Origin of the sequence: Nonomuraea sp. NPDC050153, assembly GCF_044460125.1 — a bacterium.
Taxonomy (GTDB): domain Bacteria; phylum Actinomycetota; class Actinomycetes; order Streptosporangiales; family Streptosporangiaceae; genus Nonomuraea.
In genome coordinates, this window is the sequence record NZ_JBITJQ010000043.1 from 59,876 (window position 1) to 82,481 (window position 22,606).

The following is a 22,606-nucleotide window of genomic DNA, read 5'->3' on the forward strand; positions in this document are numbered from 1 at the left end:
TGAACGCCCTTGGCCGAGCCGGTCTCGGCGGCGTATGTTCACGCCCCGGGTCCGTGACCGGGGACGGGACAGTACGCAACGGAGCGGCTCGGGCCAAGCGGCGAACGGCACCGGTCGAGTGCCTGATCAAACCTCCGGCGGGCTGCGAGATCTACTGTAAATATGAACGGTCAAGGAACGCCATCCGCCCTATGATCGCCTATTTTAGGCTTCCACCGACATTTGCCGACGGAGCGATGCATTTAATGCGCGCGAAAGGCCCGAGATAATTTCTGTCGGCTTTTAATCCGTAAGGCAGCCGACAGTTGTCCAGCCCCGAGCGTGCTCCTACCGGGTGGGGGGAAGCAGGGACAGGGCCTTGGCCATCGCCGGGTCGCGGCCCTCGCGGAGGTTCTTCGCGGTCATCGGCAGGTAGTGGTCGGGCGCCACGCCTATGCCGTTGATCAGTTCGTGGTCGGCGCCCACCTGGTAGGCCGCGGGCAGCGACAGGGTGCTCCCGTCGTCCAGTGCGAACATCCGGGCGGATCCCGACACCATGCCCGACGTGCGTGATCCGATCAGCGGCCCGACCTTGAGGTCCTTGACCGCGGCGGAGAAGGCGTCGCAAGCCGAGGCGCAGATGCCGTCGGTGAGCACGGTCAGGGGCAGGCCGAGCAGCGGGACCGCGTCGTCGGTGCGGTTGGGCGTGCACGTGTCGTCCGGGGCGCAGTCGTAACTGTGCACCTTGCCGTGTACGAAGCTGCTGAGCAGTTTGACGACCTCGGCGGGCGAGCCGCCGTTGGTGCCGCGCAGGTCGAGGATGACGCCACGCAGCTTCTTGTCCTCACGCAGTCCGGCAATGGCGGCCAGGACCTGGTCCGCGGTTCCGGGCTGGAAGTTGGCGAGCTTGATCGCGGCCACGTCGCCATCGAGCCGGCGGGCCGTCACGGGACGCGTCGTGGGCGCGAACACCCTCGGCCGCAGCGTCGCCTTCCTGACGCGGCCGGTGGAGGGGTCGAGCAGTGCCAGCCGCACCGGGTCCGGCCGGTCACCGGAGTATTCGGGGTTGAGCAGGTTCATGGCGCCGCTGGACAGGACGCCGTTCACGAAGACGGGCGCGCCGTTGACGGATTGCACGATCTCGCCTGGACGAATTCGGGCGGCGGTGGCCGGGCCGCCCTGCACGGCATTGACGAACAGCGGCGCCACCGCCTTCTGCGGTGCCCGGTACGTGATCGAATAGCCGGGCGAGGTGGTGAAGCCGAGGCCGTAGACGTCGCCCGGTTTGCCGGGCAGCTGCGCTCTGCGGCGCCACTGCGAGTGATTGTCGTGCAGGCTGCCCACCATGCCCTTGATCGTCGCCCCGGCCGCGGCCTGCCGCAGCGCGGCGTCGGCCGGCAGACCGGCCATCACCCGCTCGTAGACGGCCGCGAATGCGCCCAGGTCGGTCGTGCGGTTCCCGGTCAGCGGCGGCATGGTGGCGTCGGGGCGGTCGGTGCCGCGGCGGTTCAGCTCCTCGGTGAGCCCGGCCAACCCGGCCGCGAGCACCATCCGGTGGTCGAGCCGCCCGCGGCCGTAGAAGGCGGTGAAGATGCAGTCGTATGCCTGTTCGATGGTGCTCAGGCCGGTGGCGACGGGCTGGCCCGGCGGCTTGGAGTCGCACGCCGCCGCCTCGGTCCGTGCAGCCGTCTCGTTCGCCGCGGCTGCCGCGGGCCGCGCGGTGGCCGCGGCGCCGGACGTCGCCAGAGTCAGGATGCCGGTGCAGGCCAGCGCGGTTAAGAGGGAATGCTTCACGCTGATGGATTTCCTTCACTCATGGATGGCCCCGGTTATTGACCGGGGCAGAGCACGGCCTCGGCGGCCTTGTTGATGGCGTCACCGACGGCCATGGCCTTCTCGTTGTCGATCTTCAGCGTGGCAGCCACCGCGAACTGCGTCCGGCCGTCGACCGAGGAGAAGGTGATGGAGTTGATCCCGGGCATGCCGCCCGCGGCCGACGCGACCGTTCCGCCGCACAGGTTGGGCCGCGGCCGCGGCGGTTGCAGGTTCGGCGGCAGCAGCTTGCCCTGGTAGAGCGCGCGGTAGAAGGCGCCGACGTCGTGCGCGGTGGAGATCGCCCCTTCGGCGCCGATGGTGGCGTTGAGCCGGTCGACGTCGCGTGGCCTGCCCTTGGCGTCGGGGTAGTAGCCGTGTCCGTGCGGCCCCTTGATCTGGTCGGAGACCTTGGTGGCCAGATAGGTGTGCTTCATGCCGAGCGGGGTGAACAGGCGCCGCTTGAACTCGCCGGCCCGATCGTGGCCGGTCACCTTCTCGATGATCATGCCGAGGAGGACGTAGTTGGTGGTGGAGTAGCGGTACTGTCCCGGGTCGCCCTGGCGGGGCACGGTACGTGAGGCCTTCACCAGGTCGATCGGCTGGTAGGCGGTGGTGAAGTCGAACACGTCGAACTTCCCGCTTTCGATGAAGTCGGGGATGCCCGAGGTGTGCCTGATCAGATCCTGCACGGTGATCTCCGCGGCCCGATCAACGTAGTCGTTCTTGGCCACCTCGGGCAGGACGTCACTGAGCTTGTCGTCCAGGCCGAGCTTGCCCTCCGCGACCAGTTGCAGGATGACCGTGGCCTCCATGAGCTTGGTCTGGGACGCGATGCGATAGCGGGAACCCGGGGGGATGCGCCCGCCCTTGCCATTGAGCAGGCGTGAACCCGCCGTCCCCTGGCCCACCCGCTTGCCGTCGACGTACACCTCTCCGATGGCGCCCACCACGCCGTCGGTCTTCGCCACGTCCTTCATCGCCTGCTGGACGTCTCCCAGCTTGACCTGGTCGGCGGCGGCGGGTGCTTGGACGCTCAACGTCAGCGCCGCGCACACCACTCCGACTGCCGCTGAGAGCCGGCGCGTGGTCGTCATGATCGATCACCCTTTCCCGAGAGGGACTTCGAGGGTGATCACATCTATCGGCCGGGACCGATCGGTGGCCGATCGGCGGACCATATGTGGTCCATATGCGGGCGTTGCGATACTGCCCGGATGCGCGTGCTCTTGGTCGAAGACGAGCAACCCCTCGCCGGGTACATCGAAGCCGGGCTACGCAAGCACGGCTTCACCGTCGACGTCGCCCTCGACGGCCGGACCGCTCTCGACAAGTGCGAGATCACCCCGTACGACGTGGTGGTCCTGGACCGGGACCTGCCGGTCGTGCACGGCGACGCGGTGTGCCGCCGGCTCGCCCAGCGGGGGGTGTCGCGGGTGCTGATGCTGACCGCGTCCGACGCGGTGGAGGACCGGGTCGGCGGGCTGATGCTGGGCGCGGACGACTACCTGGGCAAGCCGTTCGCGTTCTCCGAGCTGGTGGCGCGGGTCCACGCCCTGGTACGGCGCAGCGCACCGGCCCGCCCGCCGGTGCTGCGCGCCGCCGACGTGGCTCTGGACCCGGCCCGGCGTAGCGCCGAGCGGGACGGGCGGCTGCTGCGCCTGACGCCCAAGGAGTTCGGCGTGCTGGAGCAGCTGCTGGCCGCCGGCGGTGCCGTGGTCAGCGCGGAAACCCTGCTGGACAAGGTGTGGGACGAGTACGCGGACCCGTTCACCAACGCGGTCCGGATCACCGTCGGCACGCTGCGCCGCAAGCTCGGCGAGCCACCGCTGATCGAGACCGTCACCGGCGCGGGCTACCGGATCGGCCCGTGAGGCTGACCGCCCGGGCCCGGCTCGCTCTGCTGCAGACCGCCCTGGTGCTGGCCGCCGGCGCCGCCCTGACCGGGTTGACCTACCTGCTGATGCGGCGGCGCGCGATCTTCACCCACCTGGACCCGGCCGGCGATCCCTCGCCGGACACGCCACCGCAGGACGGACTGCGCGCTCTGGCCGACCGGGTGCAGGCCGACACCCTGTCCGCGCTGCTGCCTCAGGCCGGTCTGGCGCTCATCGTGGTGACCGCGCTGGCCGCCGTCCTGAGCTGGCTGGTGGCCGGCCGGGTGCTGCGGCCGATCCGCGTGATCTCCTCCACCGCCCGGCGGCTGTCGGCCGAGAACCTCACCGAGCGGGTCCCGGTCACCGCCCCCGCTGACGAGCTGTCGGCGCTGGCAGGCACGGTCAACGGGATGTTGGACCGCATTCAGCGTGGCGTCGCCGAGCGGGACCGGGTCCTGGACAGCCAGCGGCTGTTCACCGCCAACGCCGCCCACGAGCTGCGTACGCCGCTGACCACCGCGCGGACGGCGATCGACGTCACCCTGGACGGAAGGCCCAGCCGTGCCGAGCTGCTCGCGATGGCCGGGGACGTACGCGGCGCCGTCGAGCACATGCAGCGCGTCCTGGACGGGCTGCTGCTGCTGGCGCGCAGTCAGGCCGGCCTCGGAGCGCGGGAACCGGTCGACCTGGCCGCCGTCGCGGCCGCCACCCTGGATGCCGCCGGAACGCGAGCGGCAGCCGCCGACGTCGCCGTACGGTCCGAGCTCCGGCCCGCGCCCGTCAGCGGCGAACCCGTGCTGCTCGAACGGATGATCGGCAACCTGGTCGACAACGCGCTTCGCTACAACCGGGCAGGCGGGCAGCTGGTCGTCGATACGGGTACGGCGGGCGGGCGGGCCGTCCTGCGGATCTCCAACACCGGCCGCACGATCCCGCCTGATGCGGTGGAGACGCTGCTGGAACCGTTCGTGCACGGGCAGGGAACCCGCGTCCGCACCGACGGCCTGGGGCTGGGACTGTCGATCGTGCGCGCGGTCGCCCTCGCCCACCGGGGACGGGTCGCGGTCGCCGCCCGGGCCGGCGGCGGCCTCGACGTCGCCGTCGACCTCCCGCAGAGCCGCGCCGGCGGGAGCGGCCCACGATGAGGACCCGGTGAGGCGGGCGGCTGAGCCAGGCTGACGTGATCGGCATCGGACGGAAGCATTCCCGGGCCCGATGAGGTCGTGGGTGCCGCCAAAGTGCACGGCTGTCGACGTAGGCTGGGTGGTGCGCGCTCAGGGCGCGCCCGGTCCGCGGGAAGGGTCAAGCCCACCTGACGCTCAGCGAACGACCCGGCCCGACCTCTTTTCCGGCCTGATCATGCGGACACCAGGCCAGACGGAAAGGAGGCCCTCGTGCCCATCCATCGCCTGCCCGACAACCCCAGCCTCGAACGGCTCCGCAAGCAGGCCAAGACGCTGCTCCAGTACGTGAAGGCGCAGGTCCCGGAGGCGCTCGGGCTCGTCGCCGAGTTCCATCCCCGGCCGCCGGAGACGCTCAGGCTGTCCGACGCGCAGCTCGTCACCGCCCGCATGTACGGCTTCGCGAGCTGGCCCAGGCTGAAGGAGCACATCGGCGCCGTCAAGCGCTACTCCCGCTCGCCGCACCAGGTCGCGCCGAGCGAGGAGCTGCCCGAGGAGTTCCTGCGGCTCGCCTGCCTCACCTACGGTTCGGACTACCCGGGACGGACCGAGGAGGCCGACGAGCTGCTGGCCCGGCATCCGCACCTGGCCACCGCGAGCATCTTCACGATGGCCGCCACCGGTTCGGCCGACGCCCTGGCCGATGCGCTGGCCGGAGATCCCGGGCTCGCCAGGGCGCAGGGCGGCCCCTACGGGTGGGACCCGCTGCTGTACCTGGTCTACGCGCGCCTCAAGGTTCCCGGCCGCTCCGTGCAGTCGGCCCGGCTCCTCCTCGATCACGGCGCCGATCCCGACACCGGTTTCCTGTGGGACGGGCTGACCTCGCCGTTCACCGCGCTCACCGGTGCGTTCGGCGGCGGGGAGGGCGACCAGCCACCCCATCCGCAGGGCCTGGCGCTGGCCAGGCTGCTGCTGGAGGCCGGCGCGAGCCCCAACGACAGCCAGACCCTCTACAACCTGGGGCTCGGCGGCTCCTTCTCCGACGAGACCACCCATCTTGAGCTGCTGCTGGAGTTCGGCCTGGGCCAGGGTGCGGGCGGGCCGTGGCATGCCCTGCTGGGCCCGACGCTGCAGTCCCCGCGGCAACTGCTGCGCGAGGAGCTGGCCACCGCGGCACTGCGGGGCGGGCCGCGGCGAGCCCGGCTGCTGCTCGCCCACGGCGCCGAGGCGAACGGCCTCGGCGAGCATCCGGCGTACGGCGGACGCACACCCTACGAGCTTGCCCTGCTGAACGGGCACACCGAGGTCGCGGACATCCTCGCCGCCGCGGGGGCCTCGGTGGTCCTGGACGAGATGGACGCGTTCACCGCCGCCTGCATGCGCGCCGACGCCGACGCGGTGGCCGGATTCGGCCCGTACGTGCTGGAACGGGCCCTCGCGCGATCCCCGGAACTCATCAACCGCGCGGCCGAGCACCGCAGGCCCGCGGCGGTGCGGCTGCTCGCCGGGCTCGGCTTCGACGTGAACCACGCGCACCGGGCCACCCCGCTGCACCAGGCCGCCTGGAACGATGACGTCGAGACGGCCAGGACGCTGATCGAGCTCGGCGCCGACCCCATGATCAAGGACACCGACCACGACGCGACCCCGCTCGGCTGGGCCGAGTACGGCGCCAAGCACCGCGTGGCGGCGTACCTGCGAGCCGTTGCGGAGAACCGCGGACCCGTCCACGGTTGATGCCGGCATGACAGGAAACGGCAGGCCCGGAGTGTGCCGAGCGGCTCCTGGCCGCGGAGCCTGGCAGTGCCTGGCCGGAGGCCGGATGTGGGGCTTGCGCCGACCTTGCATCACTGAGAGTATCTTTTTGATTACTCATTGCACATGAGGTTTTCGGGAGGCTCCGTGCCCGGTCCTGCCCCGCGCTGGTGAAGCGTGCCGGCGCACCCCCAGCCCTCCACAGGGAGGCCCCCATGAACCGCCTGTCAGGCGCGCTGGCCGCCGTCGTCCTCGTGCTCGCCGCCGGCTGCTCCGACCCGACCAACACCCCCGCCCAGGGTTCGCCGCAGAACGCGATCAACATCTACCTGTACCAGAAGCCGAAGCGCTTCTCCCCGCTGGATCCGCCCAGCGGCCCCGACCAGCAGGTCATGACGCTGATCTACGACAACCTGCTGACCGTCGACGATTCCTACGCCTACGCGCCGCGCCTGGCCGAGCGGTGGGAGGTGGGCAAAGACCGGATCACCTTCCACCTGCGCCGGGGGCTGAAGTGGAGCGACGGCGCGCCGTTCACCAGCAAGGACGTGCTGTTCACCTACGAGCTGCTGGCCGACGCCAGGACCGGCAGCGCGATGGCGGGCAAGCTGGCCGGGGCCGCCTTCGAGGCCCCGGACGACACCACGTTCGTGATCAGGCCGGCCAGGCCGAACATCGGCTTCCTCAGCCTGATCGCCGGACCGTTCGCCTTCATCCTGCCCGAGCACGTGCTCGGCGGGGAGCCGGTGGACAAGATCGCGGGCAACGCCTTCTTCAACCACCCGACGGTCGGCATGGGCCCCTACACCTTCGTGAGCCACAAGACCGACCAGTACGTGGAGCTGGCCGCCAACCCGCACTACCGCAAACCTGTCGCGATCCCCAGGATCTTCCTCAAACCCATCAGCTCGGACGTGGCGACCGCGCAACTCGGCACCGGCGAGATGGACCTGGTCCAGATCTCTCCGACCGACCTCCAGGTGGTGAAGGCATTCAAGGGCGTCACCGTCACGGCCAAGCCGGGCTCCGGCTTCATCAGGTTGGCGGTCGACCAGAGCGACCAGCGCTTCGCCGACCCCAGGGTACGGCGGGCGATGCTCCACGCGATCGACCGCGAGGCGCTGGTCGCCAAGCTGCTGGCCGGCAAGGGCCGGGTGCAGAACTCCTCGTTCGTCACCTCCTGGGCGCTGCCCGGCACTCTGGAGGAGTACGCGTACGACCCGGCCAAGGCCAGGTCGCTGCTGGCCGAGGCGGGCTGGCGGGCCGGCGGGAAGGTGACGCTGTCGTGGGTTCCCGGCCAGCGAGACCGCGACGTGGCGGCCACGGTGGCGCAGGGCGCGCTGAACGCGGTGGGCATGGCGGTCGAGCTCAAGCAGGTGCAGGTGGCCGAACTGCTGGAATCCTTCGAGGAGCGCACGTTCGACCTGGTGCTCTACGGCGGCGGCACCTACGCCGTGGACCCCACCAGCAGCGCCACGATCGTCAATTGCGCCGCTTTCTACCCCGCCGGCGCGAATGTCAGCAACTTCTGTGACCGGTCGCTGGACGCCCTCACCGCCCGAGCCGACGCCCGCACCGACCAGGACCAGCGCGCCAAGCTCTACCAGGAGGCCGCGAGCAAGGACAACGCCCAGGTCCCGTACCTCTGGTTGTACAGCCCCGACACCCTGTGGGCCAGCAGCTCGCGGCTGCGCGGCTTCAAGCCCAGCGGCGACTTCACCGCCGGCTTCTGGAACGCCGACGAGTGGACCCTGGCCGGCTGATGCTCGCCTACCTCGTACGCCGGCTCCTGGTCAACGCCGCCGTCTTCCTGCTCATCAGCGTCGCCGTCTTCCTCCTGGTCCGCGCCGCGCCCGGCGACCCGGTCCGGATGATGGTCAACCCCGAGCAACTGGCCTCGGGCGGCCCGGCGTTCGTGGCCGCCAAGCGCGCCGAACTCGGCCTGGACGAGCCGGTCCTGATCAGGTACGGCATCTGGCTGCGCGGCGTGCTGGGTGGCGACCTCGGCTACTCCTTCGTCAGCCACCGCCCGGTGACCGAGGTGCTCGGCGAGCGGATGGGCCCCACCGTGCTGCTCATGGGCACCGCCCTGGCGATCGGCCTGGCGCTGGCGGTGGCCGCGGGCACACTGGCCGCGGTCCGGCGCAACACCGCCGTCGACTACGCCACCACGGTCGCCGGCCTCGGCACGATCTCGGTGCCCAGCTTCTTCCTGGGCATCGCCGCGATCTACCTCTTCTCGCTGAAGCTCGGCTGGGTGCCGTCCTCCGGCATGTCCACGCCGGGCGACGGCGGCGGCGCCGACATCCTGGCCCACCTGGTGCTGCCCGCGGCCATCCTCGGGCTGTCCATCGCCGGGCCGCTCACCCGGTACGTGCGAGCCGGGCTGCTGGCGGAGCTCGGCGCCGACTACGTGCGTACGGCCGAGGCCAAGGGCGCCGGTCCCGGCCGGGTGCTGATCCGGCACGCGCTGCGCAACGCGCTGGTCCCGCTCATCACCGTCGTGATGATCTACATCCCCCAGCTGCTGGCCGGGGCGGTCGCCCTGGAGCAGGTCTTCGCCTGGCCGGGCATGGGGCAGCTCGCCATCAGCTCGATCGGCCAGCTCGACCACCCGGTGGTGATCGGGTTCGCGATGTTCGTCGCGGTGCTCGTACTGGTCTGCAACCTCGTCGCCGACCTGCTCTACGCGCTGGCCGACCCGAGGATCAGCCTGTCATGACCACCGCCCCCGCCCTGTCGCGCTCGCCGGCCGCCCGGCGCTTCCTGCGCAACCGCATGGCGCCGGCCGGCGCCGTGTTCCTCGCTGCCGTCGGCGTGCTGGCGCTGGCCGCGCCGCTGGTGGCCGGGCATGACCCGAACGCGGTGGACCTGGCCGCCTTCCGCGAGCCGCCGTCGGCGGCGCACCTGCTCGGCACCGACTCCACCGGGCGGGACGTGTTCGCCAGGCTCGTGCACGCCGGCCGGGTCTCGCTGCTGGTCAGCCTGCTGTCGTCGCTGGCGGCGGCCACCCTCGGCACGCTGCTCGGCGCCCTGGCCGGCATGTTCGGCGGGCCGGTCGACGCCGTCGTCATGCGCGCCGCCGACGTGGTGCTCTCCTTCCCGCCGCTGGTCGTCATCGTCGTGCTGGCGGGCGTGCTCGGGCCGGGCACCGCGATGCTCGTGCTCGTCTTCGCCGCGTGCAACTGGCCGACCGCCTGCCGCGTGGTGCGCGGGCTGACGTTGTCGCTGCGCGAGCAGGAGTACGTCCAGGCGGCGCGCGCCTTCGGCGCCGGGCGGCTGACGGTGATCGGCCGGCACGTGCTGCCCGCCGTCCTGTCGCAGGTCGCGGTGGTCGGCACGCTGCTGGTGGCGCAGATGATCCTGCTGGAGGCGGTGCTGTCCTTCCTCGGCCTCGGTGTGCAGCCACCCCGGGCCAGCTGGGGCAACATGCTGACCGACGCCCAGAACCTCACCCTCATCCAGACCATGCCGTGGTTGTGGCTGCCGCCCGGCCTGGCCATCGCGCTGACCGTCCTGGCCGTGAACTTCGTCGGCGATGGCCTGCGCGACGCCGTGGACCCGAAGGGAGCCCGCGGATGACGCCGCTGCTCGCGGTCGACGACCTGGCGGTCGAGTTCCCCACGGAGGACGGCGTGGTGCGCGCCGTCGACGGAGTCAGCCTGGAGGTGGCGCCGGGCGAGATCCTCGGCGTGGTCGGCGAGTCCGGCTCGGGCAAGAGCGTCACCGCGATGTCGGTGCTCGGCCTGGTCCGGCCGCCGGGGCGGGTGGTGCGCGGCAGCGTCCGCTTCGACGGCGAGGACCTGCTGGCCCTGCCCGCGCGCCGGCTGCGGCGGATCCGGGGCCGCCGCATCGCGATGATCTTCCAGGACCCGATGACGGCGCTCAACCCGGTCGTCCCGGTCGGCGCCCAGATCGCCGAGGCCGTCAAGCTGCACCAGCCGCGCCTCGGCCGCGCCGCCGTGCGGGCCCGCGTGCTGGAGCTGCTGGCCTCCGTCGGCATCGCCGACCCCGCCGACCGGTACGGCCGCCACCCCCACGAGTACTCCGGCGGCATGCGCCAGCGCGCGATGATCGCGATGGCCCTGGCCAACGAGCCCGACCTGCTCATCGCCGACGAACCGACGACCGCGCTGGACGTCACCGTCCAGTCCCAGGTGCTCGGCCTGCTCAACACGGCCAGGCGGGAGGCCGGTGCGGCGGCGGTGCTCATCACCCACGACCTGGGCGTGCTCGCCGAGCTGGCCGACCGGGTCGCGGTCATGTACGCGGGCCGCGTCGTCGAGCACGGCGACGTGCACCAGGTCTTCACCACGCCCCGCCACCCCTACACCCGCGGCCTGCTGTCCAGCCGGCCCGGCCTGGAGCCGGCGGCGGGGGAACTGGTGCCGATCCCGGGCAGCCCGCCCGACCTGCTGACACCGCCGCCCGGCTGCGCCTTCGAGCCGCGCTGCGCGCTCGGCGCCGGCCGCGCCGCCTGCCGGGCGAACCGTCCCGAACCGGTCGCGGTGGCCGGCGGTCACCTGTCGGCCTGCCACTTCCACGAGGAGCCGGCGTGAGCGAACCCATGCTGGCCGCCGAGGGCCTGACCAAGCACTTCCCGATCCGCACCGGGGTCCTGCGCAGGCGCACCGGGGCGGTCCGGGCCGTGGACGGCGTGGACCTGGCGCTGCATTCCGGCCGCACGCTCGGGCTGGTCGGCGAGTCCGGCTGCGGCAAGTCCACGACGGGCCGGCTCGTCGTGCGCCTGACCGAGCCCACCTCCGGCCGCATCCTGTACGGCGGGCGCGACCTGGCCCCCATGTCGCACGCCGAGCTCCGCCCGCTGCGCGGCGAGATCCAGATCGTCTTCCAGGACCCGTACTCGTCGCTGTCGCCGCGGCTGACCGTGCACGAGATCGTCGCCGAGCCGCTGCGCACCCAGGGCCGCTACCGCGACGGCGGCCGGGGCCGGGTCGGCGAGCTGCTGGAGCTGGTGGGTCTGTCGCCCGAGCACGCCAACCGCTACCCGCACGAGTTCTCCGGCGGCCAGCGCCAGCGCGTCGGCATCGCCAGGGCGCTGGCCCTGAGCCCGCGCGTGCTGGTGCTGGACGAGCCCGTCTCGGCGCTGGACGTCTCGATCCAGGCGCAGGTCGTCAACCAGCTCGCCCACCTGCAGCGCGAGCTGGGCCTGGCCTACCTGTTCATCTCGCATGACCTGTCGGTCGTGCGGCATCTGTGCGACCGGGTGGCGATCATGTACCTGGGCCGGATCGTGGAGGAGGGCGAGCGTACGGAGATCTTCGCCCGGCCTGCCCACCCCTACACCAGGGCGCTCATCTCGGCCGTGCCGATCTCGCATCCGTCGCAGCGGGGGGAGCGGCGGCGGATCGTGCTCGCCGGTGACGTGCCCAGCCCGGCGGACCCGCCGTCGGGCTGCCGCTTCCGTACCCGTTGCTGGAAGGCCCGGGAGCGATGCGCCGCCGAAGAGCCGGCGCTGACCGGGGCGGGACACCGCGTCGCCTGCCATTTCCCCGAGGAGAGCATTACCGAGACGAAAGTCCGGTAGTTGTCGTCGATCCGCGTCGCGCCGGCGTCCCACGTGCAGGCGGAGCTGCGCGCGGTTCCAGACTCCGCTGCCGGGCACCACGGTCTGCACGTGCCTCAGCCGGTGCGCGTCAGACGACGCAACGTCGCCTCGATCCAGCCGTACGCGACGGTGGGCTCCGACGGCCAGGGCCTGTCCTCGATGATCGCCACCAGCTCCCACAGCCGGGCCGCCCGCGGGTCGTGCTCGTCGAACACGCGCAGCATCTCCTCGCGGCTCTGCCCCAGGAGCGCCAGGACCCGATCGAGAATCGGCTCGGACTCGGGTGAGCCGGGCTCGACGCCCGCCTGCGCGGCGGTCAGCGCCTCCCGCAGGACCTGGGCGTTGATCTCGTGCCAGGCGTCGAAGTCCCTCTCCTCGCTCCAGAAGTCGCTGCTCTGCCGGCGCAGGCTCTCGCGGTGGTCCTCGTCGGCGAGCAGCTCGGCCAGTTCGAGCCAGGCGTCGAGCTGTGCGGCGGTCGGCTCCTCGGGCAGCTCGGGGAGCATGGCGTCGCGCAGCTGGGTCAGCCACTCGTGCCGGGCCTCGATGTCGCCGCCGACCTCGTCGACGAACTCGTCCAGCAGGAGCTCCATCTCGGCCGCGCCGACCCGGCCCAGCGCGTGGAGTCTCTGCAGATCCTCCTCGGCGGGATCGCCGTCCCGCGCGAGCGTCGCCCTGAGCACCGTCCTGGTCCGCTGGAGCGACTTGAGCTGCGTCTCCACCGCCTTGAGGTGAAGATCGAGCACGTCCCTCAACCGGCGGTCGCCGAGCGAGCGGATCGTGGCCAGGTCGACCCCGATCTCCCTGAGCGTGCGGATCAGCTCCAGCCGCGCCCGATCCTCGTCGCCGTAGATCCGGTAACCGGCGGGAGTGCGCTCGCGCTCGGGCAGCACGCCCGCGTCCGAGTAGAACCGGATCGTCTTCACCGGCAGGCCGGTCAGCTTCGCCAAGCGGCCGATCGTGTAGCTCATAATTCCCTTGAGATTCCAGTAACTGGAGACTTTAGCCTAACCGGCATGGCGAAGAACAAGGTAGCCAGGGTCGTCACCCTGCACATTCAGGCCGGCGAGGCAGGCCCGGCGAACGTCGGCAAGGACCTCGGCCCGCTCGGCATCAACCTCATGGAGTTCTGCCGGCAGTACAACGCGCAGACCCAGGACCGGCGCGGGTTCGTGATCCCCGCGGTCATCACCGTCTACGAGGACAGGTCGTTCGAGGTCGTCACCAAGCAGCCGACCACCGCCTCGCTGATCCGCCGCGTCGCCGGGCTCGACGGCGGCAGCCCGCGTCCCGGCCACCAGAGCGGCGGCTGGATCACCCGTGCCCAGCTCCGCGAGGTCGCCCAGGCCAAGCTCCCCGACCTCAACACCGCCGACCTGGATCAGGCCGAGAAGATCGTCGCCGGCACGGCCCGCTCCATGGGCCTGACCCTCCGCGACTAGACCGAAGCGATGACAACCCGCGGGTGATGCCGACGGCGGTGCGGAGCTCGACCCGGCCGCTCGGGGTGTCGATCACGCCGAGGTGCGGGTCGGCGACGAAGGCCGGCGCGCCGAACCGTCTAATCAGGAACAGGTGATGTTGCTCGGGCCGGCCGTGGACGGGCCGTTGGCCTGGAAGCCGAAGGTGGCCGTCGCGCCCGGCGCGAGGCTCGTCGCCCAGGTCGGCGGCCTGATCGTCCAGGTGGCGCCCGACGCCGTGATGGTGGAGCTCCAGGCGCTGACCAGGCTCACGCCGGACGGCGCGGTCCACGTGATCGTCCAGTTGTTCCAGGTCGTGGTGCCCGTGTTCCGCACGGTGACGTTGGCCGTGAAACCGCCCTGCCAGGAGCTGGCGACCTGGTAGTTCACGTCGCAGGAGGCGCCGGTGCCGCCCGTGGGCGTGGGCGTGGGCGTGGGCGTGGGCGTGGGCGTGGGCGTGGGCGTGGAGGTCGAGCCGTCCGAGGTGGTGTAGCCGACCTTGGTGTACGGCGTGCCGCACTGCGGGTTGCAGGCCGACGGGAGCGTGAAGCTGTACACCCGCCCGCCGTTGATCAGCGTGTCCGTGACGTCCCGTACCCGGATCTGGAACTGGCCGGAGCCCGACGTGATCCCGCCGATGACGTAGGACTGGCCCATGTCACCGTTCATCTGGGCCGTCCGCCATGCGCCGTTGGCGAAGTACTCGACGCCGTGGATGCCGTTGGCCAGGTGCGAGACGGAGATCGCCGGCCACCAGACCTGAGCGCCCTGCAGGAATCCGATATTGATGTCGCCGCTGTAGTTGGGCGCGGGGACGAACGACCAGGTGACGTGCCGGTTGTTCCAGTGGCCGGGATACATGTCCCCGATCGGGGCGCCGTTCTTCACGAAGCGGTTGAGCGAGTCCTTGGACAGGTCCAGGTGGTAGGGATCGTCGCGGCACCAGCCGTTGGAGTCGCCGCAGCTGTCGGCGACGAGCATGGTCAGCTTCGCGCCGTTGTAGGCGTCGGAGACCCAGGAGCCGCCGCGGCAGAACGGCTGGTTCTGCGCGCCGTCGTTGGTGCCCGTGCAGAAGTCGGCGATCTCGACCTGTACGTAGCGGCCGCAGTTCAGGCCGTTGTTCCATAAGCCGGCCTTGCTGAGGTCGGCCCCCGTCAGCGGCCGGGGATAGAAGGTGTAGTCGCCAGGGGTGTTGTAGACGTTGAGCGCGACGAAGTCCTGCGAGTCGAGGTTGGCCTGGGGCACCCCGCAGCCGCCGTACGGCATGCCGAGCCCGTCGAAGTAGGTGGCGTTTCCCGTCACGGGGCCGGGCGGGTCGCTGACCGCGCCGGCGGACTCCTCCATCAAGGGCACCAGGCCGCACAGCGCGACCAGGAGACCGGGAAGCAGGATGGCCAGCCAGCGGCGACGAAGGTAACTCATCGGACTCCCAACCCCAGAAGGTTCGGAACGACTCTTTCCGCGCGGCGGCGGCCCGGTCAAGTAGAGGCGCTCGCGACCTGGGGAAACACGCCGGAGACCTTGTAACTTTCATCGACTCGAAGATATTCCTTGACAAGAATATTCTTTGAAGTGAATACTTTGGGCCATGGAGCAGATCGCATCAGCACTTGGCGACGGCGCGCGGTGGCGCATCGTCGAGCTCCTCACCGAGCGCCCCCGGTCTGTCGGCGAGCTGGCCGAGCTGACCGGCCTGCGGCAGCCGCAGACCACCAAGCACCTCCAGACCCTCGCCCGCGCCGGCCTCGTCACGGTCTTCCCGCTGGGGCAACGCCGCGTCTACGCAGTCGAGACGGCGCCGCTGAAGGCCCTTGAGCGCCGGCTGCGGGAGCTGGCCGAGACCGCCGAGGCGCACGCGGGCGAGCGGGACGTCATCGCGCGCTACCGCGCCACCATCGAGGCGGATTCCGCGGTCGCGGACCGGGAGCGGTGGGCGGACGGGCGCACGTTCTCGTTCGAGCGCCTGCTGGCCGCGCCCCGGGACGTCGTCTGGCGGCACTGGGTCGACTCCGACCTGCTCGCGTCCTGGTGGGCGCCGCCGTCGATGACGGTCACCGACTGCGCGCTGGAGCCGAGGCCGGGAGGCCGCGCCGTCCTCGACTACCGCGACGCCGAAGGGCGCTACCGCTCCGAGGGACGCGTTCACACCGCGAAGGAGCCCGAGCACCTCGTGTTCGACCTCTCGGTGCTGGACGCGGCGGGGGCGATCTCGTTCACCGGCCACTACGACCTGAGCCTCGCGGCGGCCCCGGAGGGCACCCGGCTGCGGCTCGTCCTGCGCATCACCGAAACGACCGTCGAGGCCGTCCCCTACATCGCCGGGATCGAAACCGGCTGGGGCCAGGTGCTCGACAACTTCGCCGAGGCCGTCGGCGCATCTCAGCGCACCACCGATGGGAAGGAACGACAGTCATGACCGACTCGACCGGCCGCAGGGTCTCCGCGAACATCAGCATCACCCTCGACGGGCGTTACAGCGGCCCCGGCGGCCGCGGCGACCTGGGCGCGATCGTCCCGTACGCGGTCACCGAGGTCGCGCGGGACCACCTCGCCCGCATCTGGGAGGGCGCGACGACGGCGGTACTCGGCCGGCTCAACGCCGAGGGCTTCCTGGGGTTCTGGCCGTCGGTCGCCGAGGACGAGAACGCCGACCCGCGTGACCGCGGATACGCGAAGTGGCTGGTCGACACGGAGAAGGTGGTCCTGTCGACCACTTTGACCGAGGCGCCGTGGGAACGCACCCGCGTGGTGAACGCCCCCGCCGCGGACGTCGTCACCGATCTCAAGGCCACCGGCGAGGGCGGCATCCTCGTCAACAGCAGCGCCGGCGTCATCAAGGCGCTCCTCGCGGCGGACCTGCTCGACCGGCTCTATCTCATGATCTGCCCCGAGATCGTGGGAGGCGGGCGGCGACTGTTCGACGACGGCCTGCCGGCTTCGAAGTGGACGCTCACGCACCAGGAGACCGGTGAGCTCGGCGAGATCGCCATGGTCTACGACCGCGCGCGCTGACGGCCGCAACGTCCCGGAAATCTTGCGCCGCCGGTCTCGCCACCGAGCCGGCGACCGTCGAGACCGGACCGGCCGATTCGCCCATCCCTGCGCCTGGAGGTCGTCTTCCTTCATAGGCACTGTCGTACAGGCGCGGGCGGGTCACGGGCGCGAGATCGCGCAGGCTGCTAGGCCACCGCGCCTTCCACGAGCTGCTGGACCCGCGCGGGGGTGTAGATGCCGTCGACCAGCAGTTGCGCCAGGCCGAGCACGCCCGCGTGCGGGTCGAGATCGCTGCGCACGATCTGGAGGTTGCGGGTGGCCAGCGGGAGCGAGCGCCGGTAGACGATCTCGCGGATGCCCGCGAAGAGCTGCTCGTCGGTGTGGGCGAGCTGCCCGCCGATGGCGATGACGCGCGGGTTGAACAGGTTGACCGTGTCGGCGATCGCGCCGCCGAGGATGCGGGCCGCGCGCCGGGCCAGCCGCACCGCGACGAGGTCGCCGCTGCGGATCAGCCGTACGGCGTCGTCCACGGTGGTCACGTCGCGGCCCGCCTCGCGCAGGTCGCGCACTATGGCCCAGCCCCCGGCGTACGCCTCGACGCAGCCCGCGTTGCCGCACCGGCAGATGGGCGGCTCGGCCACGTCGTCCACCGTGACCTGGATGTGGCCGACGTCGCCGGCCGCGCCGTCGGCGCCGCGGTGCACCTTGCCGCTGGCGATGAGACCGGTGCCGACGCCGGTGCCGATCTTGAGCATGAGCAGGTGGGGCACGTCCGGGTAGCGCAGCCGCTGCTCGCCGTACGCCATGGCGTTGACGTCCTTGTCCACCAGGACGGGGCACTCGAAGCGGGTGCGGAACCAGCCGGGGATGTCGTAGCGGTCCCAGCCGGTCATGATCGGCGGGCTGACGACCCGCCCGCTCTCGAAGTCCACCGGGCCCGGCACGTCGAGCCCGATGCCGAGCACCTCGTCCGGCTTGCGCCTGGCCGCGGCGAGGACCTCGGTGAACAGGTCGTCGACGATGGTGAGGATGGCCTGGGGGCCCGCCGTCACCTCGGCGCGGACCTCGCGCTCGGCCCGCACCTCGCCGGCCAGGTCGCACAGGGCCGTCCGCAGTCCGGTCGCGCCGATGTCGGCCACCAGCAGCACCCCGCGGTCGCGGTTGACCACGAACTGGCCCGCCGGGCGGCCACGCGTGCGCGCCTCCTCCTCGGCGGGGATCAGCAGGCCGGCCGCCAGCAGGCCGTCGAGTCGCTGGTTGACGGTGGTTCGCGACAGGCCGGTGTGGCGCATCACGTCGGCCTTCGTCAGGCCGTCGGGGGCGTCGCGGAACAGGCTGAGGATCTCGCCTGAGCTGGCTCCCAGCCGCGTACCGGGCAGGCTCGGTGCATCCATAGGGGTCACTTTAGCTATGTCTCCCACTAGACGGAAGTTAGCCATGTTTCGACATAAAAAGTCGAAAGAGGTGTTGCAATCTATCGGAAACACTGGTTACGGTCATGCCATCGACGCTGAAAGGGGCATCCGATGATGGCCAACACCCGAGGTCGCCGCGCCGCGGCCCTCAGCGCGGTTCTTACCGCGGGCGCGCTCGCGCTGGCTGCCTGCGGTTCCGGCGGGACCACCGGGGCCACCCCCGCGGCCGGCGGGGAAGGCACCGCGACCCCCAAGATCGCCGCTGTGATCAAGGGCCTGGACAACCCGTTCTTCCAGACCATGAAGCAGGGCATGGACGACCAGGCCGCCACGGCCAAGGTGCCCGTCACGGTCCAGGCGGCCAACGCCATCACGGACACGACCGGCCAGGCGGACAAGCTCAACGGGCTGGCCGGGCAGGACTTCTCCTGTTACGTGATCAACCCGATCTCCGGCACCAACCTGGTCCAGGGCCTGGCCCAGCTCTCCGCCCAGAACAAGACCGTGGTCAACATCGACAGCCCGATCGACGCGGCGGCGGCCAAGAGCGCGAACGTCAAGCTCGCGACGTACATCGGGACCGACAACGTCGAGGCCGGCAAGATGGCCGGGCAGCGCATGACCGAGCTCCTGTCCGACGGCGGCAACGTCGCGGCCATCGGCGGCATCGCGGGCGACGTGACCAGCGGCGCCCGGGTCGAGGGCTTCCAGCAGGGCCTCGGGCCCAAGGTCAAGATGGTGCAGACCGTCGCGGCCAACTGGGAGCGGCAGACCGCGCTCACCGCCGCCACCGACGTGTTGCAGGCGCACCCCGACCTGGCCGGGTTCTTCGTCGCCAACGACGACATGGGGCTGGGCGTGGCACGCGCCGTCGCCAACGCCGGCAAGACCGGCAAGGTCAGGGTCATCAGCGTGGACGGCGTCAAGGACGCGCTCAACGCGGTCAAGGCCGGCACCCTGGACGGCACCGTCGCCCAGTACCCGTACGCGATCGGGCTGATGGGCGTCGAGGCGTGCCAGGCGGCGGCGACCGGCAAGACGCTGCCCGCCAACGTCAAGGCCCCGGTCGAGCTGGTCACCAAGGAGAACGCGGACAAGGCGCTGGCGGCCACGCCCAAGCCGTTCGGCAGCTACGACGACCCGTTCCCGTCCCTCATCAAGTAGCGCCTATGCCGTCCTGCCCGGCCGTCCGGCCCGGTGGGACGAGGAGTGACAGACATGGCAAACGCAACGCTCGCGGCCCGTGACGGAGAGCACTGGGCCGCGAGGCTGAAAGACGTCGGGTTCTGGGCGGAGTGGGCGGCCCTGGTCGGACTGGTCGTCCTGGTGATCGTGTTCCAGGCGCTCAACCCGACCTTCCTCAGCCCCGGCAACATCACCTCCATGCTGCTGGCCGCCGCGATCCTGATCGTGCTGGCCGTGGGCCAGACGTTCGTGATCGCCACCGCCGGCATCGACCTGTCGATCGCCTCGGCGATGACGCTGGGCGCGGTGGTCTTCGGCCAGGCGTACACGGCGCAGTGGGGGCTGGCGCTCTCCTGCGTGGCGGGCGTGCTCGCCGCGGCGGTGGCGGGCGTGGCCAACGGCCTGATCGTCGCCTGGGGGAAGATCGCGGACTTCATCGTGACGCTGGGCATGCTCTCGGCGGCCTCCGGCCTGGCGCTGATCCTCTCCGACGGCAAGCCGGTCACGATCATTGACCCGGCGCTGCTCACCCTGTCCACCGGGCGGGTGGGGATCTTCGGCTACTCGTTCCTGATCGCGATCGTGGTCGCGATCGTGGCGCACGTGGTGCTGTTCCACAGCAGGTTCGGCACCTATGTGCTGGCCACCGGCGGCTCGCCGGAGTCGGCCAACGCGATGGGCATCAACACCCGGCGGATCAAGGTCGCCGTCTACACCATCAGCGCCGCGCTGGCCGGGCTGGGAGCGCTGCTCCTGGTCGCCCGCGTCGGCGCGGCCGAACCCGCCTCCAACACCTCCTTCCTGCTCAACTCCGTGGCCGCGGTCGTGCTCGGCGGCGTGAGCCTGTTCGGCGGGCGGGGCACCATCATCGGCCCGGTCATCGGCGCGCTGCTGCTGGTCGCGCTGGTCAACGGGCTGACCCTGCTCGGGGTCTCCCAGTTCTACCAACCGCTGGCCGTCGGCGTCGTCGTGGTGCTGGCCGCCCTGCTCACAAGGTTCCAGCGATGACCGAGAACGGCACTCCCCTGCTCGAGACCCACGGGGTCTCCCTGGCCTTCGGCAGCGTCCGCGCGCTGGCCGACGTCTCCCTCACCCTGCGCCGCGGCGAGATCACCGCGCTGGTCGGCGACAACGGCGCCGGCAAGTCCACCCTCGTCCGCTGCGTCTCCGGCATCCACCGGCCGCAGAGCGGGCGCATCGTCTTCGACGGCGCCGAGGTCGACTTCCGCTCCCCCGAGGACGCCCGCGAGGCCGGGATCGAGACCGTGCACCAGAACCTCGCGCTGGTGGAAGACCTCACGGTGTGGCAGAACCTGTTCCTCAACCGCGAGATCGTCCGCAGGATCGGCCCGATCGCCCTGCTCGACCGGCGCGCCATGCAGGCCCGCGCCCGCGAGATGGTCTCCACGCTCGCCGTCAACGTGCCCGCGGTGAAGTCCCGGGTACGCCGGCTCTCGGGCGGCCAGCGCCAGGCCGTGGCGATCTGCCGCGCCGCCGGGTTCAGCTCCAAGCTCGTGATCATGGACGAGCCCACGGCCGCGCTCGGCGTGCAGGAGACCGCCCGGGTCGAGGAGTTGATCCTCAAACTGCGCGACGAGGGCCACGCGGTCCTGCTCATCAGCCACAACTTCGCCCAGGTCATGCGGCTCAGCCAGCAGGTCTGGGTGATGCGGGCCGGGCAGTGCGTGGGCGGCCGGCGTACGGCCGAGACCACCGGCGAGGAGATCGTCGCCCTGATCACCGGCGCGCTCAGCAACTGACGCCCCAGAAAGGCAGCTCATCCAGATGACCACCAACCCCATCGGCGTCCACGCTCTCGTCTGGGTCGGGGACACCAGCCCGGCCTCGCTGGCGTACGCCATCGAGAAGACCAAGGCGACCGGCTTCGACCTGCTGGAACTCTCGCTGCACGACTCGGTGAACCTCGACGTCGCGGCGGCGCGCGAGGCCCTGCGGGCAGCGGGGCTGGGCGTGGCCTGCTCGCGCGGCCTCGCGTTCGACGCCGACGTCTCCAGCGACGACCCGGCCGTGGTCGAGCGCGGCGAGAAGCTGCTGCACGACTCCCTGGCCGTCACGCGCGGGCTCGGCGGCACCCACTTCACCGGCGCGCTCTACAGCGCGCTCGGCAAGTACGGCCGCCCGCTCACCGAGGCGGGCCGGCGCAACGTGGTCGCGGTGCTGCGCCGCCTGGCCCAGGAGGCGAGCGGCCACGGCATGACGCTCGGCCTGGAGATCTGCAACCGGTACGAGACCAACGTCATCAACACCGCCCGGGACGCGCTGCGGCTGGCCGACGACATCGGCGAGGACAACGTCCTGATCCACCTCGACACCTACCACATGAACATCGAGGAGGACGACCTCGTACGCCCCGTGCGCGAGGTCGGCGACCGGCTGGGCTACGTCCACATCGGGGAGAACCACCGCGGGTATCTCGGCTCCGGCCACCTGGACTTCACCGCGTTCTTCCACGCCCTGGGCGACATCCGGTACCAGGGGCCGATCACCTTCGAGTCGTTCTCCTCCGCGGTGGTGATGGAGGGGCTCTCCAACGACCTGGCGATCTGGCGCAACCTGTGGGACGACGGCGAGGACCTCGCCCGCCACGCCCGCGCCTTCATCGCCGGCCAGCTGCACACCAGCCGGGCCCGATGACGCCTTCCGAGAGCCTGGCCGACCTCCTGGCCCGCGCCCGTGCCGGCGTCCGGGACGGCCGGCGGGCCCTGCTGGGCATCACCGGCAGCCCCGGCGCGGGCAAGACCACGCTCGCGGTGACCCTCACCCGCCTGCTCCGCCAGGAGCCACCCCCCGGCCTCACCGCCGACTGGGTGGCGCACGTCCCCATGGACGGCTTCCACCTGGCCGACGTCGAGCTCGACCGGCTCGGCCGCCGCGACCGCAAGGGCGCCCCCGACACCTTCGACGCCGCCGGCTACGCCGCCCTCCTCCGCCGCCTGCGCGAGGACGAGGAGGACGTGGTCTACGCTCCCGCCTTCGAACGCGACCTGGAGCAGCCCGTCGCCGGCAGCATCCCGATCCCCCGCGCCGCCCGCCTGATCATCACCGAGGGCAACTACCTGCTGTTCGACGCGGGCGACTGGGCCCGCGTACGGCCCTGGCTGGACGAGGTCTGGTACTGCGACCTGGACTCCGCCGAGCGCCTGCGGCGGCTGGTCACCCGGCACGTGCGCTTCGGCAAGCCGCGCGACCACGCGGTGAGCTGGGTGGAGGAGGTCGACGAGCGCAACGCCGAACTGATCGCCGCCACCAGGCCGAAGGCCGACCTGATCGTCCCCGACGCCGTCATCCGGTCGATCGAGCACCCCGGCGGCATGTGACCCTCAGAGGGGCCGCCACGTCCGCATGGCCGCCGAGTTGCGCACCGGCGGTTTATGGTAACCGTGAGTGACAGCACTCGGTTCGGGCGCTCGGTTCGGGGGGA

21 protein-coding genes are annotated in these 22,606 nt (G+C 71.3%); 16 read left to right on the plus strand and 5 right to left on the minus strand.

All coding sequences use genetic code 11. The features are described from left to right. Nucleotides 1-327 precede the first annotated feature (327 nt). Both ACIBQ1_RS54360 and ACIBQ1_RS54365 read right to left on the minus strand, forming a co-directional pair. The gene (locus tag ACIBQ1_RS54360; protein WP_397290608.1) at nt 328-1,773 is read right to left on the minus strand and encodes a S41 family peptidase; all 1,446 of its coding nucleotides are present in this window, start codon (nt 1,771-1,773) and stop codon (nt 328-330) included. A gap of 35 nt (nt 1,774-1,808) precedes the next feature. Further along, nucleotides 1,809-2,888 carry a serine hydrolase domain-containing protein gene (locus tag ACIBQ1_RS54365; protein ID WP_397290610.1) on the minus strand — a complete coding sequence of 360 codons (1,080 nt, stop codon included), beginning with the start codon at nt 2,886-2,888 and terminating at the stop codon, nt 1,809-1,811. 120 nt (nt 2,889-3,008) lie between these two features. On the opposite strand from ACIBQ1_RS54365, the gene ACIBQ1_RS54370 reads away from it, so the two are divergent. The 8 genes from ACIBQ1_RS54370 to ACIBQ1_RS54405 all read left to right on the plus strand — a co-directional run bounded on the left by ACIBQ1_RS54370 (nt 3,009) and on the right by ACIBQ1_RS54405 (nt 12,092). Then, nucleotides 3,009-3,665: a response regulator transcription factor gene (locus tag ACIBQ1_RS54370; protein WP_397290612.1), complete on the plus strand. Its 657-nt coding sequence runs from the start codon at nt 3,009-3,011 to the stop codon at nt 3,663-3,665. Further along, on the plus strand, nt 3,662-4,813 hold the full coding sequence (locus ACIBQ1_RS54375) for a sensor histidine kinase (RefSeq protein WP_397290614.1): 1,152 nt from the start codon (nt 3,662-3,664) through the stop codon (nt 4,811-4,813). Before ACIBQ1_RS54370 ends, ACIBQ1_RS54375 begins: the two co-directional genes overlap by 4 nt. Before the next feature lie 249 nt (nt 4,814-5,062). Beyond that, nucleotides 5,063-6,526: an ankyrin repeat domain-containing protein gene (locus ACIBQ1_RS54380; protein WP_397290616.1), complete on the plus strand. Its 1,464-nt coding sequence runs from the start codon at nt 5,063-5,065 to the stop codon at nt 6,524-6,526. 233 nt (nt 6,527-6,759) lie between these two features. Further along, nucleotides 6,760-8,307, plus strand: coding sequence for an ABC transporter substrate-binding protein (locus ACIBQ1_RS54385; RefSeq protein ID WP_397290617.1), 1,548 nt, complete (start codon nt 6,760-6,762; stop codon nt 8,305-8,307). Next, nucleotides 8,289-9,266: an ABC transporter permease gene (locus ACIBQ1_RS54390; protein WP_397290619.1), complete on the plus strand. Its 978-nt coding sequence runs from the start codon at nt 8,289-8,291 to the stop codon at nt 9,264-9,266. The genes ACIBQ1_RS54385 and ACIBQ1_RS54390 overlap by 19 nt, the downstream gene beginning before the upstream one ends. Continuing rightward, nucleotides 9,263-10,126: an ABC transporter permease gene (locus tag ACIBQ1_RS54395; protein WP_397290621.1), complete on the plus strand. Its 864-nt coding sequence runs from the start codon at nt 9,263-9,265 to the stop codon at nt 10,124-10,126. The genes ACIBQ1_RS54390 and ACIBQ1_RS54395 overlap by 4 nt, the downstream gene beginning before the upstream one ends. Further along, entirely contained in the window at nt 10,123-11,103 is a 981-nt protein-coding gene (locus ACIBQ1_RS54400) for an ABC transporter ATP-binding protein (RefSeq protein WP_397290623.1), read from the plus strand. The genes ACIBQ1_RS54395 and ACIBQ1_RS54400 overlap by 4 nt, the downstream gene beginning before the upstream one ends. A gap of 8 nt (nt 11,104-11,111) precedes the next feature. Then, nucleotides 11,112-12,092 (plus strand): ABC transporter ATP-binding protein, encoded by a 981-nt coding sequence (locus ACIBQ1_RS54405; RefSeq protein ID WP_397290679.1) that lies wholly within the window; start codon nt 11,112-11,114, stop codon nt 12,090-12,092. A gap of 95 nt (nt 12,093-12,187) precedes the next feature. Here the strand turns inward: ACIBQ1_RS54405 and ACIBQ1_RS54410 are convergent, their stop codons facing one another. Continuing rightward, the gene (locus ACIBQ1_RS54410) at nt 12,188-13,081 is read right to left on the minus strand and encodes a MerR family transcriptional regulator (RefSeq protein ID WP_397290625.1); all 894 of its coding nucleotides are present in this window, start codon (nt 13,079-13,081) and stop codon (nt 12,188-12,190) included. Nucleotides 13,082-13,126: 45 nt separating this feature from the next. Between ACIBQ1_RS54410 and rplK the strand changes: the two genes are divergently transcribed. Next, nucleotides 13,127-13,552, plus strand: coding sequence for a 50S ribosomal protein L11 (gene rplK, locus ACIBQ1_RS54415; protein ID WP_397290627.1), 426 nt, complete (start codon nt 13,127-13,129; stop codon nt 13,550-13,552). A 123-nt stretch (nt 13,553-13,675) separates the two neighbouring features. On the opposite strand, the gene ACIBQ1_RS54420 is transcribed toward rplK, so the two are convergent. Then, nucleotides 13,676-14,992, minus strand: coding sequence for a cellulose binding domain-containing protein (locus ACIBQ1_RS54420; RefSeq protein ID WP_397290629.1), 1,317 nt, complete (start codon nt 14,990-14,992; stop codon nt 13,676-13,678). 166 nt (nt 14,993-15,158) lie between these two features. Here ACIBQ1_RS54420 and ACIBQ1_RS54425 point away from each other — a divergent pair, with 166 nt between their 5' ends. Both ACIBQ1_RS54425 and ACIBQ1_RS54430 read left to right on the plus strand, forming a co-directional pair. Beyond that, on the plus strand, nt 15,159-15,986 hold the full coding sequence (locus ACIBQ1_RS54425) for a metalloregulator ArsR/SmtB family transcription factor (RefSeq protein WP_397290631.1): 828 nt from the start codon (nt 15,159-15,161) through the stop codon (nt 15,984-15,986). Continuing rightward, nucleotides 15,983-16,582: a dihydrofolate reductase family protein gene (locus tag ACIBQ1_RS54430; RefSeq protein ID WP_397290633.1), complete on the plus strand. Its 600-nt coding sequence runs from the start codon at nt 15,983-15,985 to the stop codon at nt 16,580-16,582. The genes ACIBQ1_RS54425 and ACIBQ1_RS54430 overlap by 4 nt, the downstream gene beginning before the upstream one ends. A 167-nt stretch (nt 16,583-16,749) precedes the next feature. On the opposite strand, the gene ACIBQ1_RS54435 is transcribed toward ACIBQ1_RS54430, so the two are convergent. Further along, the gene (locus tag ACIBQ1_RS54435) at nt 16,750-17,958 is read right to left on the minus strand and encodes an ROK family protein (RefSeq protein ID WP_397290635.1); all 1,209 of its coding nucleotides are present in this window, start codon (nt 17,956-17,958) and stop codon (nt 16,750-16,752) included. A 132-nt stretch (nt 17,959-18,090) separates the two neighbouring features. On the opposite strand from ACIBQ1_RS54435, the gene ACIBQ1_RS54440 reads away from it, so the two are divergent. Genes ACIBQ1_RS54440 through ACIBQ1_RS54460 form a run of 5 tightly spaced genes read left to right on the plus strand, consistent with a single transcriptional unit; the run spans nt 18,091 to nt 22,502 of the window. After that, nucleotides 18,091-19,143 (plus strand): substrate-binding domain-containing protein, encoded by a 1,053-nt coding sequence (locus tag ACIBQ1_RS54440; protein ID WP_397290637.1) that lies wholly within the window; start codon nt 18,091-18,093, stop codon nt 19,141-19,143. A gap of 54 nt (nt 19,144-19,197) precedes the next feature. Beyond that, entirely contained in the window at nt 19,198-20,172 is a 975-nt protein-coding gene (locus ACIBQ1_RS54445) for an ABC transporter permease (RefSeq protein ID WP_397290639.1), read from the plus strand. Beyond that, on the plus strand, nt 20,169-20,924 hold the full coding sequence (locus ACIBQ1_RS54450) for an ATP-binding cassette domain-containing protein (RefSeq protein WP_397290641.1): 756 nt from the start codon (nt 20,169-20,171) through the stop codon (nt 20,922-20,924). The genes ACIBQ1_RS54445 and ACIBQ1_RS54450 overlap by 4 nt, the downstream gene beginning before the upstream one ends. Before the next feature lie 25 nt (nt 20,925-20,949). Then, nucleotides 20,950-21,819, plus strand: a complete 870-nt coding sequence (locus tag ACIBQ1_RS54455) for a sugar phosphate isomerase/epimerase family protein (protein ID WP_397290643.1) — start codon at nt 20,950-20,952, stop codon at nt 21,817-21,819. Continuing rightward, nucleotides 21,816-22,502, plus strand: a complete 687-nt coding sequence (locus ACIBQ1_RS54460) for a nucleoside/nucleotide kinase family protein (protein ID WP_397290645.1) — start codon at nt 21,816-21,818, stop codon at nt 22,500-22,502. Before ACIBQ1_RS54455 ends, ACIBQ1_RS54460 begins: the two co-directional genes overlap by 4 nt. The last annotated feature ends 104 nt before the right edge of the window (nt 22,503-22,606 follow it).